This window comes from Thalassotalea litorea, assembly GCF_043642205.1.
Classification (GTDB): domain Bacteria; phylum Pseudomonadota; class Gammaproteobacteria; order Enterobacterales; family Alteromonadaceae; genus Thalassotalea_A; species Thalassotalea_A litorea.
Genome location: NZ_JBHZSG010000060.1, coordinates 1 through 14,874 on the forward strand (window position 1 = coordinate 1; position 14,874 = coordinate 14,874).

At 44.2% G+C, this 14,874-nt stretch carries 16 protein-coding genes; 6 read left to right on the forward strand and 10 right to left on the reverse strand.

Features of this window, described 5'->3' with window-relative positions; translation table 11 throughout:
• The first annotated feature begins 307 nt into the window (after window positions 1-307).
• The 3 genes from ACHUFQ_RS16000 to ACHUFQ_RS16010 all read left to right on the forward strand — a co-directional run bounded on the left by ACHUFQ_RS16000 (window position 308) and on the right by ACHUFQ_RS16010 (window position 2,824).
• Window positions 308-757: an NfeD family protein gene (locus ACHUFQ_RS16000; protein WP_394176854.1), complete on the forward strand. Its 450-nt coding sequence runs from the start codon at window positions 308-310 to the stop codon at window positions 755-757.
• A gap of 199 nt (window positions 758-956) precedes the next feature.
• The gene (locus ACHUFQ_RS16005; protein WP_394176869.1) at window positions 957-1,865 is read left to right on the forward strand and encodes an SPFH domain-containing protein; all 909 of its coding nucleotides are present in this window, start codon (window positions 957-959) and stop codon (window positions 1,863-1,865) included.
• Entirely contained in the window at window positions 1,865-2,824 is a 960-nt protein-coding gene (locus tag ACHUFQ_RS16010) for an SPFH domain-containing protein (protein WP_394176855.1), read from the forward strand. Before ACHUFQ_RS16005 ends, ACHUFQ_RS16010 begins: the two co-directional genes overlap by 1 nt.
• 72 nt (window positions 2,825-2,896) lie before the next feature.
• Here ACHUFQ_RS16010 and ACHUFQ_RS16015 read toward each other — a convergent pair whose 3' ends face one another.
• Genes ACHUFQ_RS16015 through ACHUFQ_RS16050 form a run of 8 tightly spaced genes read right to left on the reverse strand, consistent with a single transcriptional unit; the run spans window position 2,897 to window position 8,944 of the window.
• Entirely contained in the window at window positions 2,897-3,403 is a 507-nt protein-coding gene (locus ACHUFQ_RS16015) for a hypothetical protein (RefSeq protein WP_394176856.1), read from the reverse strand.
• Between the two features lie 6 nt (window positions 3,404-3,409).
• Window positions 3,410-4,549, reverse strand: coding sequence for a PQQ-dependent sugar dehydrogenase (locus tag ACHUFQ_RS16020; RefSeq protein WP_394176857.1), 1,140 nt, complete (start codon window positions 4,547-4,549; stop codon window positions 3,410-3,412).
• A 49-nt stretch (window positions 4,550-4,598) separates the two neighbouring features.
• On the reverse strand, window positions 4,599-4,835 hold the full coding sequence (locus tag ACHUFQ_RS16025) for a hypothetical protein (protein ID WP_394176858.1): 237 nt from the start codon (window positions 4,833-4,835) through the stop codon (window positions 4,599-4,601).
• On the reverse strand, window positions 4,836-5,708 hold the full coding sequence (locus ACHUFQ_RS16030) for an NAD(P)-binding domain-containing protein (RefSeq protein ID WP_394176859.1): 873 nt from the start codon (window positions 5,706-5,708) through the stop codon (window positions 4,836-4,838).
• Window positions 5,698-6,624 (reverse strand): bifunctional GNAT family N-acetyltransferase/hotdog fold thioesterase, encoded by a 927-nt coding sequence (locus tag ACHUFQ_RS16035; protein ID WP_394176860.1) that lies wholly within the window; start codon window positions 6,622-6,624, stop codon window positions 5,698-5,700. The genes ACHUFQ_RS16030 and ACHUFQ_RS16035 overlap by 11 nt, the downstream gene beginning before the upstream one ends.
• 2 nt (window positions 6,625-6,626) lie before the next feature.
• Window positions 6,627-7,064 carry a D-aminoacyl-tRNA deacylase gene (dtd, locus tag ACHUFQ_RS16040; protein ID WP_394176861.1) on the reverse strand — a complete coding sequence of 146 codons (438 nt, stop codon included), beginning with the start codon at window positions 7,062-7,064 and terminating at the stop codon, window positions 6,627-6,629.
• Window positions 7,065-7,079: 15 nt separating this feature from the next.
• Window positions 7,080-8,048, reverse strand: coding sequence for a prolyl aminopeptidase (gene pip / locus ACHUFQ_RS16045; protein WP_394176862.1), 969 nt, complete (start codon window positions 8,046-8,048; stop codon window positions 7,080-7,082).
• A 26-nt stretch (window positions 8,049-8,074) separates the two neighbouring features.
• On the reverse strand, window positions 8,075-8,944 hold the full coding sequence (locus ACHUFQ_RS16050; protein WP_394176863.1) for a virulence factor BrkB family protein: 870 nt from the start codon (window positions 8,942-8,944) through the stop codon (window positions 8,075-8,077).
• Between the two features lie 149 nt (window positions 8,945-9,093).
• Here ACHUFQ_RS16050 and ACHUFQ_RS16055 point away from each other — a divergent pair, with 149 nt between their 5' ends.
• Complete coding sequence (locus tag ACHUFQ_RS16055; RefSeq protein WP_394176864.1) at window positions 9,094-9,321, forward strand: hypothetical protein; 228 nt, start codon at window positions 9,094-9,096, stop codon at window positions 9,319-9,321.
• Between the two features lie 137 nt (window positions 9,322-9,458).
• Here ACHUFQ_RS16055 and ACHUFQ_RS16060 read toward each other — a convergent pair whose 3' ends face one another.
• Complete coding sequence (locus tag ACHUFQ_RS16060; RefSeq protein WP_394176865.1) at window positions 9,459-10,091, reverse strand: urate hydroxylase PuuD; 633 nt, start codon at window positions 10,089-10,091, stop codon at window positions 9,459-9,461.
• 287 nt (window positions 10,092-10,378) lie between these two features.
• Between ACHUFQ_RS16060 and ACHUFQ_RS16065 the strand changes: the two genes are divergently transcribed.
• Complete coding sequence (locus ACHUFQ_RS16065) at window positions 10,379-10,963, forward strand: superoxide dismutase (protein ID WP_394176866.1); 585 nt, start codon at window positions 10,379-10,381, stop codon at window positions 10,961-10,963.
• Between the two features lie 106 nt (window positions 10,964-11,069).
• On the opposite strand, the gene typA is transcribed toward ACHUFQ_RS16065, so the two are convergent.
• Window positions 11,070-12,893: a translational GTPase TypA gene (typA, locus tag ACHUFQ_RS16070; RefSeq protein WP_394176867.1), complete on the reverse strand. Its 1,824-nt coding sequence runs from the start codon at window positions 12,891-12,893 to the stop codon at window positions 11,070-11,072.
• A 417-nt stretch (window positions 12,894-13,310) separates the two neighbouring features.
• Here typA and glnA point away from each other — a divergent pair, with 417 nt between their 5' ends.
• On the forward strand, window positions 13,311-14,717 hold the full coding sequence (gene glnA, locus ACHUFQ_RS16075; protein WP_394176868.1) for a glutamate--ammonia ligase: 1,407 nt from the start codon (window positions 13,311-13,313) through the stop codon (window positions 14,715-14,717).
• Window positions 14,718-14,874: the final 157 nt, after the last annotated feature.

The following is a 14,874-nucleotide window of genomic DNA, read 5'->3' on the forward strand; positions in this document are numbered from 1 at the left end:
TCTGCAATCAAAGCCTTGCCTAAAAGCCTTTAAATTCTCACTGAGTGAGCAATAATTTAATGTGATTGGTATAAACAATCTAATGCGCTTTTATTAGCCCTTGTTTTTAATCTGGAAATAAGATTTTTAAACACAAATGGATGAGACTTGATTGAGCGCATATCCAAAACGCCCTTTGACATAATATGTCGCATTTTCAATTTATCCCTGCTATAGTGGTTAACATTCTGATCACAACTCAGAAACAAAAACCGCTAAAATTCTGGCCTTACGGATCGGAATGACTACGCAAAGGAGGTATGAATTGATGGAAAATAATGTCTTAATCTGGGGAGGCCTTGGGGTCTTGATGATGTTGTTGGAAATAATTATTCCCGGCGGAATTATCATCTTTCTCGGCATCTCTGCCGTTGTAGTAGCTCTGACCTTGCAACTTGGTCTCATCGACCATTGGGTCCATGCCTTCACTTGTTGGTTTATTTTATCTTTGCTGCTGTTACTGCTATTTCGAAATATCACTCAGAAAATGGTGGGTGGCGATACCCGCATTGATAACACAGACGAAGAATTAGATATGTTTGGCGCTGAAGTGGAAGTGGTAGAGACGATTGGCCCTGGCAACCAAAAGGGACGAGTAATGTTTCAAGGTTCCAGCTGGACAGCCTTGGGCGATGGCAGTGAAATAAAGCCCGGCGAAGCCGCGAAAGTTATCTGCCGGGAGAACATCTCTCTGGTCGTCGAACGAATAGAATCATAATCAATGCCAAATACGCATTCGAAATCCCTCTCGGACACTCTCGTCTTGGAGAAAACCCGAACCTGTTTACGATAATACGGACGGAATTTACAACCTCCCCTCCTGTAATAGGTGGAATGAGTTAAGGTTTACAGCTTCCGTCTGAGTAAGCAATGTTAAGTCGTAATTGGTATCAAACAAGGAGTATATAGTGTTAGCGATTTTTACATTTACCCTGTTAGCGGTGTTGTTTATTCTTTTTAAACTCATCCTGATAGTTGAAATGCGCGAAGTATGTGTCATTGAGCGTCTTGGAAAATTCAGAGCCGTGATGCAACCAGGCATGCATTTTTTAATCCCATTTTTTGATCGAGTCGCCTATCGTCACGAAACGCGTGAACAGGTGCTCGATATTCCAGCGCAAAGCTGTATTTCCAAAGACAACATTCAAATCGATGTTGATGGGCTGGTGTATATCAAAGTGATGGATGGTGCGAAAGCCAGTTATGGTATTGAGGATTATCGTCGCGCCAGCGTTAACCTGGCCCAAACTACCATGCGTTCAGAAATCGGTAAACTTAATTTAAGTCAGACCTTTAGCGAGCGAGACACGTTAAATGAGACGATTGTTCGCGAGATTGATAAGGCATCCGACCCCTGGGGCATTAAAGTACTTCGCTATGAAGTTCGAAATATCACGCCTTCGATGAATGTTATTCACACTCTGGAAAAGCAAATGGAAGCAGAGCGCAAAAAACGCGCAGAAATCACCCTGGCAAATGCCGAGCGTGATTCGGTAATCAACCTTTCCGAAGGTCAGCGCCAGCATGCAATTAATTTGTCTGAAGGTGACAAACAAAAGCAAATTAACGAAGCTGAAGGTCGGGCTCAGGAGATTGAAATTATTGCCGATGCGACAGCTAATGGCATGGGGTTAATTGCTCAGGCTGCGAAGCAACCGTGTGGTGACGAAGCCATTAAAATGCGACTTATGCAGGCCTTTATCCAACAAACTGGCGACATCATTAATGAAGCCGATGTTTCTATCATGCCAACAGAAATCGCCAAACTAGAGGGTTTTTTCAAAGGAATGGATAACGTCACGGCTAACGTGCAAGGAGGTAAATAATGGATATTCAAAATATTGCACCTATGGATGGTCTGGTAATGATCATCTGGGGCGTGTTATTCCTCATTTTAATCATCAAATTTTTTCAGTCGATTCGTTTAGTGCCGACAAAATCCGCTTATATTGTTGAGCGTTTAGGTAAATATCACTGTACGCTGGAAGCCGGCTTTCACGCCCTGTTACCGTTTATTGATCGTGTTGCTTACATTCAGGATTTGAAAGAAGAAACCATCGATGTACCACCTCAGGAGTGCTTTTCTAAGGATGAGGTCAACGTTGAAGTCGACGGTGTTATCTATATCTCGGTTACCGATCCGGTTAAAGCCAGTTATGGGATAACCGATTATAGATTCGCCGCCATGCAGTTAGCACAAACCACGACCCGGTCTGTAATTGGTACATTGGAGCTGGACAGAACGTTTGAAGAACGTGATCTCATTAGCGCCAAAGTGGTTGAGGTTTTAGACGCTGCGGGCGATACCTGGGGGATTCGCGTTCACCGTTATGAAATTAAGAATATTTCGCCACCGCAAACGGTAAAAAATGCCATGGAGATGCAAGTAAATGCCGAGCGAGAACGTCGTGCGATTTTGGCGAAAAGTGAAGGTGATAAGCAAAGTTTGATCAATCGTTCGGAAGGTATCAAACGCGAAACCATCAATGTATCAGAGGGTGAAAAACAACGCCGAATCAATGCGGCCGAAGGTAAGGCTTCAGAAATTCTGGCGCTTGCCCGGGCAACCAGTGAATCGATCACTAAGGTAGCACAGGTAATTAATCAGGACGGCGGACAGCAAGCATTAGAAATGCAGCTGAGCGAGCAATACCTCGCCCAGTTTAAAGGCTTAAGCAAGGCAAATAACAAAGTCATATTGCCTGCCAACCTGATGGATTATCAGCAATGGATGGATTCGATTGGTCTTAACAGCATTGCCAATCAACGTAAAAAGTCCGGGTAAGGACGATTTACTCACTAAATAAAAAAGCGCCAAGAGGCGCTTTTTTTTAGATAAACACAACCAAGTCATTGCTTAAACAGATTCATTTATTCCTAAACGATCCATCAAAAACTGCCAGGATGTGTCATCAAAATGAGATTTAGACAGATAATGACGGGCGCCATCATCGGTATTTAAAACCACACCTAATGATGTCTGCTCTGCAGCTGTTACCTGCTTCCAAACATAACGTAAGGTTTGCTTACCACCCTGCCAGGAAATCTCTTCCTTAGTCATCGTCAGCTCAAGTTTATGGCCATAATTACGTGACAGCATCTGTCTCGTTACCCACCAGCCTCGAGCATAAATCTGACTAAATATTTCGATAATCGCGAGGATAATGAAGAACGCGCCAAGATGCCGGCTTAAGCCCTCAACCTCAAGTTGAATAATAAAACCCGCAATCAACAATAACAAAAACGCTTTGCCATATAATTGCCAAAACGGTCGCTGTTGTGCACCGCGAGACTGATCAAAACACTCCCGAAGATAGGTTTTGTCTAACTCAAAGTTAATAATAATTTTATCCGTTGCAGTCATTCAGGTTTACTTCACTGGGACAATTTTTTTAATGCCCTGTCCATCAATACCTAGATAGATAAAGCCATCCGGTGCCTGGAACACGTTGCGAACCCGACCTACGTCTTTAAACAACTTTTCCTGCGATACTAGGTTATCGCCATCCACCGTGATTAACACCAGGTAATTAAACTTCATCGAACCCGCCAGCATCTTGCCTTGCCACTGAGGGTACTTATCCGAGGTGACAAAAGTTAAGCCTGATGGTGCCAATGATGGTGTCCATTGCAACGCAGGCTGTTCCATGCCTTCTTTTTCGGTAAGGTCGGTAAATGAGGTACCACTGTAGTTAACGCCATAACTGATCACTGGCCAACCATAGTTCAGGCCCTTGCGGATAAGGTTAACTTCATCCCCACCTTTCGGGCCATGTTCCGTTGCCCAAATATTTCCGGTGTTTGGATCCATAGCCATCCCCTGCGGGTTACGATGACCAAAACTGTAGATCGCTGCTTTTGCACCTTTGGTATCCACAAACGGATTGTCCGCTGGAATACTGCCATCCGGTTTAATGCGATAGATTTTACCGCTGTCTAAACGAATGTCTTGAGGATTTTCATCCCGCATACCGCGGTCACCAATGGAAAAGAACACATCTCCGTGTTTATCAAAGGCAATGCGACTACCGTAGTGCTGACGTTTGTCGCTTTCACCTTCGGCTTTATACAATTGTTGTTGGTCAACCAACGCCATACCTTTTAGCTTGGCGCGCATCAATGCGGTATTGCTGCCTTCTCCTTCATCACTGGAATAGGTGAAATAGATCCAGCCGTTGTCGGCGTAATTTGGATCGATAACGATATCCAGTAATCCCCCCTGTCCATAGTCATGAATATCAGGCAAACCTGAAATGGTGTCTTCCAGAAGTTTACCGTCACGAACCACTTTAATCTCGCCTTCGCGTTCGGTTACCAGCAAGTCACCATTGGGTAACTGAGCCATCCCCCAGGGAATATCGATGCCGTCGGTAACCAATTGAGCTTCGTAACCGCTTTGCAGCGTCGAATCCACGATTTTAGGGCCAGCATCTTCAAACGCTGTCACACTGATAACCGGGCTTACCATTAATAGCGAAGCGATAAAATTTAAACCGTTTTTATTCAACATAAGATCCTACTTAATGTCCTATTTTTGTTGGGGAGACCGCAAGCAAACGCTATGAATGTTTGCGACGCCATAAAACTAATTGTAAACGATAGGCTAACCAGATCACCAGCGTAGCCAAAATCGCAATACCAAGATGCACAGCAAGTGCTTTTAATGTCAGGTTTTGTTGCCACAATGCTGTCGCGCCTTTAGTGGAAATCAAAAATAAATCAATCAAGCTGATATGCAGCCACAGGATAAAAAACATGATCACCCAACGGAATTTATGTTCGCCCAATTCCATCACTTACGACTCCTGTTTTTGTTTTTGGGTCGTTGTTTGTAGTAACCAGCTCAAAACGTCATCATATTTAAACTCGTAGCCATGATTCAACAATACATTGGGCTGTACAACTTTGCCCTGCTTTTCAACCTGCTCGGAAAATTCAGGGCTATCACGACCGATAACACGATGCGCATATTGGTAAAATGTTCGTCGGCTCGGATGTGCCGGTGCAACGACATTTACGATATTTGCCGACAACCTGTCGGTATGTTCAATCAAATAGCTAATGATCGAAATAACGTCGTCCTGGTGAATGAAATTTATGCTTGATTCAGGGTTCGGGATCACCCTTCCTTCCCGAAAAAATCGCCCCGGATGACGGTTCGCTCCAATCAATCCCCCCAAACGAATCACCTGCGGCAACGGGATTAAACTCGTTAATACTTGCTGTTCAGCCCGAGCCAGAATGGCTGTTTTTTCGGCCGCCATATTTAAAGAACTCGTTTCATCAACCTCGCCTGCCAGACCATTATATACAGCGGTTGAACTGCAAAGAATTAATTGTGATACCTGACTGTCAGTAGCGTTAGCATCCTTGACTACCTGAGCAATAATCTCAGGGTAAGTGGTATCTCCATGACGGATTCTTGGCGGAATACAGATAACCACAACATTTTTGGCAAAAACCTGCCGTTTATTATGTTGATTCTCGCACCCGTCGCTGTCTGGCTTTGCCTGATAGCAAACCGCGTTTAAGCCCTGTGCTTTCAAGGTAGCCACCTTAGCATCGCTTGTAGCGGTTACCAGCACATCACAACCATTGTCTTGTAAAGACTGAGCTAATGGTAACCCTAACCAGCCCGCGCCAATAATGGCTACAGATTTATGTTTCATCAATTACTCGCTTTACGGCAAACAAGCCGGTGAATGTGGCGCACAACTGATCACCATCGAATACGTCTACGTTGACGTTGAATCGGGCTTTCCCCTGTGCCTGATAAGTCTCCAACTGGCCTTCGTTTAACGAAGTTTTTGTCCGCCCAACCCCATAACCATGTAGGGGTTTATGATAACGTATACTGGCATCGGCTAAGACAATGTCTCCCGATAATTGCTGATCTTGCAATTGCTGATAAACCCATCCCCAACCTGTCAGTGTTGCCAGAGAATAAATACTGCCGGCAAACATCGTTTGATGCAGATTGACATTAGCGCTGCGATCAGCGCTGACAACAAATTCTTCACCGTTATAAAAGCAGGGAATAAACTTCAATGCCTGAGTAATCGGAATGGTTTGTTGCCAAAGGCCAGATAGTTGCTGAAGAGATGCGTGATACGGGGTCTCGTCGGTAAGACACTTTTTCATCGCAAAATGTTTTACTTTGCCATACAGGGTATGCGCTTCCCCTTGTAATTCATAGCCGCAGGCCAGATAAAAATCTAACGCCACTTGTCGGGCATTAAGATATATCCAGGCAACCCCATCTTTAACAGCCTGTTGCTCTAATGCGAGCAACATCGCTCTCCCCAACCCTTTGCCCTGATAGGCGGGATCTACAGCCATAAAGCGGATTTGAGCTTCAATCTGTGCCGACTTATGCAATCGGCCCACCGCCACCACTTTGCCATCGGCATCAACAATCATACGGTGTACGCTTTGTTTTTCGAGCTCATCAATTTCAGAACCTTTGGGTTGCTGCCATGGTTCTCTTAACATTCGAAAACGTAAATGATGATATGCCGCCAGCTGTGCGTCGCTAATCGGTTGCAATAAAGAAAATCCCGGAGGTAATCCAATATCCATGGTCATGTTTACATTTCCAACATAAAGGTAACGGGGCCATCATTAACTAATGATACCTGCATATCTGCCGCAAATTTACCGGTAGCGACACCAATCCCATTTTCAGCAATATTGTCAGCCAGTTGTAAATACAGCGCATTACCTAATGTGGGATCAGCACTGCGACTAAAGCTAGGACGTAAGCCTTTATTGGTATCCGCCGCCAAGGTGAATTGTGATACCACTAAAACTTCACCTTCGATCTGAGATACATTCAGGTTCATTTTGCCCTGAGCATCGCTAAACATGCGATATTTACTGATCTTATCCGCCATGCGTTTTACGGTTTTTGGAGTATCGCCTGCTTCGATAGCGACCAACACCAAAATGCCAGTAGCAATTTCACCCACAAGGGTATTGTCTACACGAACATTGGCATGGCTCACTCGTTGCAATAAAGCTTTCATTGTTTATTTAACTACTTAACTGTTTGATTGTTCTTCTAAGAAAGCGGCCATTTTATCAGATGCCTGACAGAAGGCATTAATTATTCCCGGTTCAAAGCCGCTGTGACCTGCGAGCGGAATCACATTCAGGGTGGCATTTTGCCAGCGTTGCTTTAATTCATAAGCTCGCTGGAGCTGACAAACCATATCATAACGCCCATGAATAATAATCGCAGGTATATGACTAATGGTATCGATATGATTTAGTAAGTAGTCTGCTTCAAAAAAACAATGATTCACAAAGTAATGGTTTTCGATGGTCGCCATGGCAACCGCACTGTGGATCTGTTCGGGAGTCTCAATGGTGGAGTGATTCGCCTCTAACGTGGAAATGCGCTGTTCCCATAAACTCCAGGCTTTAGCCGCCTGAAACTTCGCGAGTTCATTATCGCTATTCAGTATCTGCTGATAAGCCTTTACCGGTTCTTGCTGAATATGTGGTCGCAATGGCACCAGGAAGTCCTGATAATAGTCCGGAAAGATTGCCGCCGCGCCTTGATGCGCATATAACCATCGCACTTCAGCAGGTGTGCCAAGAAATATCCCCCGAAGAATAAACCCAAGAACATGCTGCGCATGTTTAATGCCATAAGCCATTGCCAGGGTTGTTCCCCAGGATCCGCCAGCGATCAGCCATTGTTTGATACCCAGCATCTGCCGGATTTCTTCCATGTCTGTAATTAAATCCCAGGTGGTGTTATTACGGATACTGGCATGGGGTTTGGAGCGTCCACAGCCTCGCTGATCAAAGATAATGATTCGATATTTTTGCGGATCAAAATAGCGTCGATGGTCCTCACTGCTCCCACCTCCCGGGCCACCATGCAAATAGATAACGGGTGTCCCTCTGCGGTTGCCGCTTTGCTCTACATAAATGTGATGTTCACCAATCTCTATCGTTTGCTGATCGTAAGGACGGATATTAGGGTATAGTGGCCGCAGCATGATTCACTTTTTATAAACGTTAATGGTCAGTCGTTTATTTTAGCTGGTTTGCTCTCATTCGAAGAGAACTCTTGCAAACAAACGGTAAATTCAGCACCGATAAAGACGATGAGCCAGGACAAATATACCCAGACGAATAATATTGGAATGGCGGCCATGGCTCCATAAATCGCTTCATAGGAAGGTAAGTGAGTTACATATAACGCAAACCCCTTCTTGCCGAGCTCAAACAGTAATGCTGCCACCAAGCCGCCCCAAAAAGCATATTTTAGTGGTACATTCATATTAGGAACGACTAGATACAGTCCCATAAAACCAGCAAGAGACGCGAGATAAGGCACCAACCGCAACACCACGCTACTAAACCCACCAAAATCCACCCCGGAAGAATTGACTAAAGCGACCACGTAAGAGGTAGCGGTAATGCTGATACCAACAATCAACGGACCTAAGGTTAAAATCATCCAGTACAAGGCGAACGAAATAACGGGACGTCTGGGTCGGCGTACACGCCAGATTTTATTTAGCGACGTATCGATATTGGAGATGAGCAATAACGCCAGGGCAAAAAGCACTGTAATCGAAATCGCCGACATTTTTGAGGCATTATCGACAAAGCCATCGATATGTTCACGCACCAATTCGGAGGCCGTGGGCATAAAGTGGTTAAAGGTAAACTCTTCAATTTTCTCGTAGATTTCTGAAAATAACGGGAAGGCTGAGAATATTGAAAACATCACCAACACCAATGGCACCAATGACATTAAGGTGACGTAAGACAGATAGCCTGAAGAGATTTTGATTTGATCTTCTCTGCAGCGCCGGTAAAAATGCAGAGCAAATTGTTTAACCCGATGCCAGTTGGCAATCAATGATTCCTGAGTAATATTCATCATAGTTATTCTGGCATTCCTGACAATGTCACGATTTTTGTTAGGGTAAATATAGATGTAAAAAACCCAGCTATACTTTTGATTATTAATAGATTAACAAATTTACACTAATCTACAACTTTCGATGAAAAGATATATCAAGGAGAATTAACATGGCTCAACAGGGTTCAGGTGGGAATGTTTTGGCAGCGATATGCAGCTTTTTTATCCCGGGGCTTGGCCAACTCGTTCAAGGCAGAATTTTACCTGCGATAATCTTTTTTATTGCCACCGCCGGCCTTTATGCAACCGTGGTTGCCTGGTTTATCGGTGCTATTGTTCACATCTGGGCAATTGTAGACGCCGCCAGATATAACGGTCTTGCCGAGCAAGTTGATTAACGCTAATGCGATGTTTTCTTGCCGTGATAAAAAAGACCAGCGATAACGCTGGTCTTAATCATTGTGGTTTGCAATAGCAGTTGGCGGCTGGTAGTGGGCCTGATTGGACTCAGGCATCAACAAGCCCATTAAAGCACTTACAAAGCGACGAACAAGCCAACTAATAAAACGGTTAGTATAATGCTTGAGGTAATCACGCCTTTCACGGTTGTCATAGGACCTTGTTTACCAACCAATGCATTGATTTCGAGTAGAACGGCTATTGCCAACGACAGCCAAAGCGCGGTTGAGCCCACGCCCATGCCGTAACCGGCGTAATGCGGGCCAGCGAGCATAAAAAAGGTCATAGGGCCGGAAAATAGCGTATTCGTGCGTGAGGCCAACAATGCTTTTCCAGCAGCTGCTGGTGCATCACCTTCCACCATGCCTAGCGCAATCTTTTGATTCGGCCAAATCACTAACCAGACATTTAAGAACATTAAGGTACCGAACGTGGCACCAAGGACAATGTAGTCATTCATCACATTCAATTTATGTACACCGACTAACAGCAACAAACCGGTTATGAATGTAAACATGGCGCCCCAGCGGAACCACCATAACGCTTCAGGTGCAAGATGCTTTTTCGCATCGGCGAGCGCCTCAGGCGTAGCTTTCTTAAAATAACCACCTTGAATAAAATTAAAATAATACAGCAAACCAATCCAGGTAATACCGAAAAGCACATGCCCCCAACGGGCCAGCATATTAATCATGTCCATTACCGACATAAATCCCCCTTTTGTTATTATTGTTCGTAAAGTTAAGTCTTATACACGCTTATCTTTACGGGTAAAGAATCGCTTCCAACATAACCTCTCCCGGTATATTTAGCAAATTCGACCAGTAAATCAGTCAATTGCGGGATTTTTACCCGATAAAGCTAGTAATAACGGTAATTTTCAGTAAACTATTCCACGATTTTTTCGTGGCGTGTGCCGAATATTGCTCATCAGGATATTGTGGCATACCCTTTCTTTCATCTGATTGTTTTATTTTTCAACTCGGAGACTTCAACATGGCAATTACCTTACCTGCGTTGCCTTACGCACAAGATGCCCTTGCACCACATATTTCTGCAGAAACCCTTGAATACCACTATGGTAAGCATCACAACACCTATGTTGTTAAGCTTAATGGCCTAATCGAAGGTACTGAATTTGCAGATGCGTCTTTAGAAGAAATCGTTAAGAAGTCTTCTGGCGGCGTTTTCAATAATGCAGCGCAAATCTGGAACCACACGTTTTACTGGAACTCTTTAACGCCAAATGGCGCTGGTAAACCTGCGGGCGAACTAGCGGCGGCAATTGATGCTCAATTCGGTTCTTTCGAAGCGTTCCAAGAGAAGTTCAATGACAGCGCGGTTAACAACTTTGGTTCTAGCTGGACCTGGTTAGTGAAAAATGCTGACGGCAGTCTTGCTATCGTTAACACCTCAAATGCTGCAACTCCTCTTACTGAAGAAGGTGTAACACCATTACTTACGGTTGATTTGTGGGAACACGCTTATTACATCGATTACCGTAACTTACGTCCATCTTACATGCAGGCTTTCTGGGCATTGGCTAACTGGGAATTTGCTAACGCAAACTTCAGTGCTTAATTGCTCCTTTTAAGCGCTAAAAGGCGACAGTGATGTCGCCTTTTTTATGTGTAAAATAAAAACGCCAGCATGACGCTGGCGTTTTTCTATTTAATCGGTTTACCGATTAAGATTTCTTAGCGTTACGTGATTCACGCTTACGATCTGACTCTTTTAAGAACTTCTTACGAATACGAATATTCTCAGGAGTCACTTCTACAAGTTCGTCATCATCGATAAACTCTAACGCTTGTTCCAGTGTCATTTGAATTGGTGGTGAAAGAACCTGCGCATCATCCGTACCAGAAGCACGAACGTTTGTTAGTTGCTTGCCTTTCAGTGCGTTTACGGTAAGGTCGTTATCACGATTGTGAATACCGATAACCATACCTTCATAAACTTCAACACCATGGCCAATCATCAAGCGACCACGTTCCTGTAAGTTAAATAATGCATTGGTCAGGGCTTTACCGGTAGCATTGGCGATAAGTACGCCATTGATGCGTTGACCAATTTCACCGCCCTTATGAGGACCGTACTGTAGGAAAGTATGATAAATCAGACCACTACCTGATGTTAACGTCATAAATTCAGTCTGGAAGCCGATCAAGCCACGAGATGGCATGATAAAGTCCATACGAATGCGACCTTTACCATCTGGTGCCATATCGGTTAGTTCTGCTTTACGCAGACCCATTTTTTCCATGATCGAACCTTGATGCTCTTCTTCCACATCAACGGTTACCGTCTCATAAGGTTCTTCAATAGCACCGTCTTTTTCCACCATGATAACTTCAGGGCGAGATACTGCCAGCTCATAACCTTCACGACGCATGTTTTCAATTAGGATACCTAAATGCAATTCGCCTCGACCAGATACACGGAATTTATCCGGATCTTCGGTTTCTTCAACACGTAGCGCAACGTTATGAACCAATTCTTTTTGAAGTCGGTCAAGGATGTTACGCGAGGTTACGTATTTACCTTCCTGGCCCGAGAATGGTGAGGTGTTTACCTGGAACGTCATCGTTACCGTTGGCTCATCAACACTTAATGCTGGCAATGGTTCAACTTCTGTTGGACAACAGATGGTGTCAGAAATTTTTAGCTCGCCTAAACCAGTGATTGCGATAATATCACCAGCTTTTGCTGAATCGGCTTCATAACGCTCAAGACCAAGGTAGCCAAGCACCGTACCAACTTTACCGTTGTGAATTTTTCCTGCGGCTGTATTGATAGTGACTTGCTGACCCGGTTTAACCGTACCACGGGTAACACGGCCAACACCGATAACGCCAACGTAAGAGTTGTAGTCCAGCTGCGAGATTTGCATTTGGAATGGACCATCGACGTCAGCATCCGGAGCTGGAACTTCTTCAAGAATGGTTTCAAAAAGTGGGGTCATGTCGGTGCCTTCAACACCTTCGTCATGAGATGCCCAGCCATTGATTGCCGAAGCATAAACCACTTTAAAATCCAACTGTTCATCAGTCGCACCCAGGTTGTCAAACAGATCGAATACCTGATCCATTACCCAGTCAGGACGAGCACCTGGCTTATCAATTTTGTTGATAACCACGATCGGCTTTAACCCTTGCGCGAAGGCTTTTTGGGTTACGAAACGAGTCTGTGGCATTGGGCCTTCCTGGGCGTCAACGATTAGCAATACCGAATCAACCATTGACATTACACGCTCAACCTCACCACCGAAATCGGCGTGACCTGGAGTATCGACGATATTGACACGGTAGTCGTTCCAGTTGATGGCGGTATTTTTTGCAAGGATGGTAATACCACGCTCTTTTTCAATGTCATTAGAGTCCATCACACGATCATCAAGATCGGCACGAGAATCTAAAGTTCCGGATTGTTGTAGCAGTTTATCAACCAAAGTTGTTTTACCATGGTCTACGTGCGCGATGATCGCAATATTGCGTAATTTGTCTAACACTGTGTTCGCCCTTAGCTATATTTGGGCGCGTATTGTACAGCACAGCCGTCGACAAAGAAAATTAAAATTATATAAGGTGAGAAAAATTGTTCATTGAATTGGCACGATGTGCAGAGATTTTTCGGCGGATAAATACTACTCAATCAGAGTAATTATCCATTGCAGGGAAATAATCCTGTGAAATTTCCCTATAATGGTACAATGAAAATGTATTAACTGAATAGTTCAGGAAACCCTGCCGCTTATGCACCAACAAGATCCGCTTGCGCACCAATCCAGTGCAATCTAAACTGATATAAATTGCCCATTCCTTGATAAAACAACGATTATAAAGTTGGCACGATTATCGCTTACGTTATGCATAGCAAATGTTAGTACATTTTTATTTTAACCTGCAGAATAATTTCGGAGACGTTCATGTCACAAGCAGTTTTAAATTTGATCAAAGAAAGCGACGTTAAGTTCGTTGATTTGCGCTTCACTGATTCCAAAGGTAAAGAGCAACACGTTTCAATTCCTCACCACCAAATCGATGAAGATTTCTTCGAAGACGGTAAAATGTTCGATGGTTCTTCTATCTCTGGTTGGAAAGGCATCAACGAATCTGACATGGTTCTTATGCCTGATGCAGAAACTGCCGTACTTGACCCTTTCACAGAAGAAACAACTTTAAACATCCGTTGTGACATCGTTGAACCTGCAACTATGCAAGGTTACGAGCGTGATCCTCGTTCTGTTGCCAAGCGCGCTGAAGAGTACATGCGTAGTACTGGTATCGCAGATACCGTACTATTTGGTCCAGAGCCAGAGTTCTTCTTATTCGACGACGTTAAGTTCCACACTGATATGAGTGGTTCTATGTACAAGATTGATGACAAAGAAGCCATCTGGAACTCAGCAACTAGCTATGAAGATGGTAACACCGGTCACCGTCCTAACGTTAAAGGCGGTTACTTCCCAGTTGCTCCTGTTGATTCATCTCAGGACCTTCGTTCTGCAATGTGTCTAGTAATGGAAGAGATGGGTCTTGTTGTTGAAGCGCATCACCACGAAGTTGCTACTGCGGGTCAAAACGAAATCGCGACTCGTTTTAACACTATGGTTAACAAAGCTGACGAAATTCAAATCTATAAGTATGTTGTTCATAACGTTGCCCACGCATACGGAAAAACTGCGACTTTCATGCCAAAACCTGTCGTAGGCGATAATGGTACTGGTATGCACTGTCACCAATCTCTAGCGAAAGACGGTGTTAACCTTTTCTCTGGTGACCAGTATGGTGGACTTTCTGAAACTGCTCTTTACTACATCGGCGGTATCATCAAGCACGCTAAAGCACTAAACGCTTTCACTAACGCTTCTACTAACTCATACAAGCGTCTAGTCCCTGGTTTCGAAGCGCCAGTTATGCTTGCTTACTCTGCACGTAACCGTTCTGCTTCTATTCGTATCCCAGTAGTACCGAGCCCGAAAGCACGTCGTATCGAAGTACGTTTCCCTGATCCAACAGCTAACCCATACTTAGCATTCGCAGCAATGCTTATGGCTGGCCTTGACGGTATCAAAAACAAGATCCACCCTGGCGATGCTATGGATAAAGATTTGTATGACCTGCCTGCAGAAGAAGCAGCAGCGATTCCACAAGTTTGTAGCTCACTAGAAGAAGCGCTTGATAGCCTTGCAGCGGATATGGACTTCCTAACAGCGGGTGGTGTATTCACTGAAGACATGATCGAAGCATATGCGGAACTTAAGCGTGCTGAAATCGAGAAGCTAAACATGACGACTCACCCTGTTGAGTTCGAAATGTACTACAGCGTTTAATCGGTTTTTACTGATTTTAAAAAGCCCGCTTATGCGGGCTTTTTGCTTTTTGCTAAAGGAGGATCTGCGCTCTGGTATCTACTTATACCAATCACATTAAGTTTGTGCACAACTCAGAGTTAGGGCAGAGGTTCAGTTACCACATAGATTTTATTGA

Excerpts from the sequence above, each read along its gene's own strand:
- ACHUFQ_RS16010 (WP_394176855.1), top strand. The coding sequence starts at position 1,865 with ATGGATATTCAAAATATTGCACCTATGGATGGTCTGGTAATGATCATC.
- ACHUFQ_RS16030 (WP_394176859.1), bottom strand. The coding sequence starts at position 5,708 with ATGAAACATAAATCTGTAGCCATTATTGGCGCGGGCTGGTTAGGGTTA.
- ACHUFQ_RS16050 (WP_394176863.1), bottom strand. The coding sequence starts at position 8,944 with ATGATGAATATTACTCAGGAATCATTGATTGCCAACTGGCATCGGGTT.
- ACHUFQ_RS16035 (WP_394176860.1), bottom strand. The coding sequence starts at position 6,624 with ATGACCATGGATATTGGATTACCTCCGGGATTTTCTTTATTGCAACCG.
- ACHUFQ_RS16000 (WP_394176854.1), top strand. The coding sequence starts at position 308 with ATGGAAAATAATGTCTTAATCTGGGGAGGCCTTGGGGTCTTGATGATG.
- ACHUFQ_RS16055 (WP_394176864.1), top strand. The coding sequence starts at position 9,094 with ATGGCTCAACAGGGTTCAGGTGGGAATGTTTTGGCAGCGATATGCAGC.
- ACHUFQ_RS16020 (WP_394176857.1), bottom strand. The coding sequence starts at position 4,549 with ATGTTGAATAAAAACGGTTTAAATTTTATCGCTTCGCTATTAATGGTA.
- glnA (WP_394176868.1), top strand. The coding sequence starts at position 13,311 with ATGTCACAAGCAGTTTTAAATTTGATCAAAGAAAGCGACGTTAAGTTC.
- dtd (WP_394176861.1), bottom strand. The coding sequence starts at position 7,064 with ATGAAAGCTTTATTGCAACGAGTGAGCCATGCCAATGTTCGTGTAGAC.
- ACHUFQ_RS16015 (WP_394176856.1), bottom strand. The coding sequence starts at position 3,403 with ATGACTGCAACGGATAAAATTATTATTAACTTTGAGTTAGACAAAACC.
- pip (WP_394176862.1), bottom strand. The coding sequence starts at position 8,048 with ATGCTGCGGCCACTATACCCTAATATCCGTCCTTACGATCAGCAAACG.
- ACHUFQ_RS16060 (WP_394176865.1), bottom strand. The coding sequence starts at position 10,091 with ATGTCGGTAATGGACATGATTAATATGCTGGCCCGTTGGGGGCATGTG.
- ACHUFQ_RS16065 (WP_394176866.1), top strand. The coding sequence starts at position 10,379 with ATGGCAATTACCTTACCTGCGTTGCCTTACGCACAAGATGCCCTTGCA.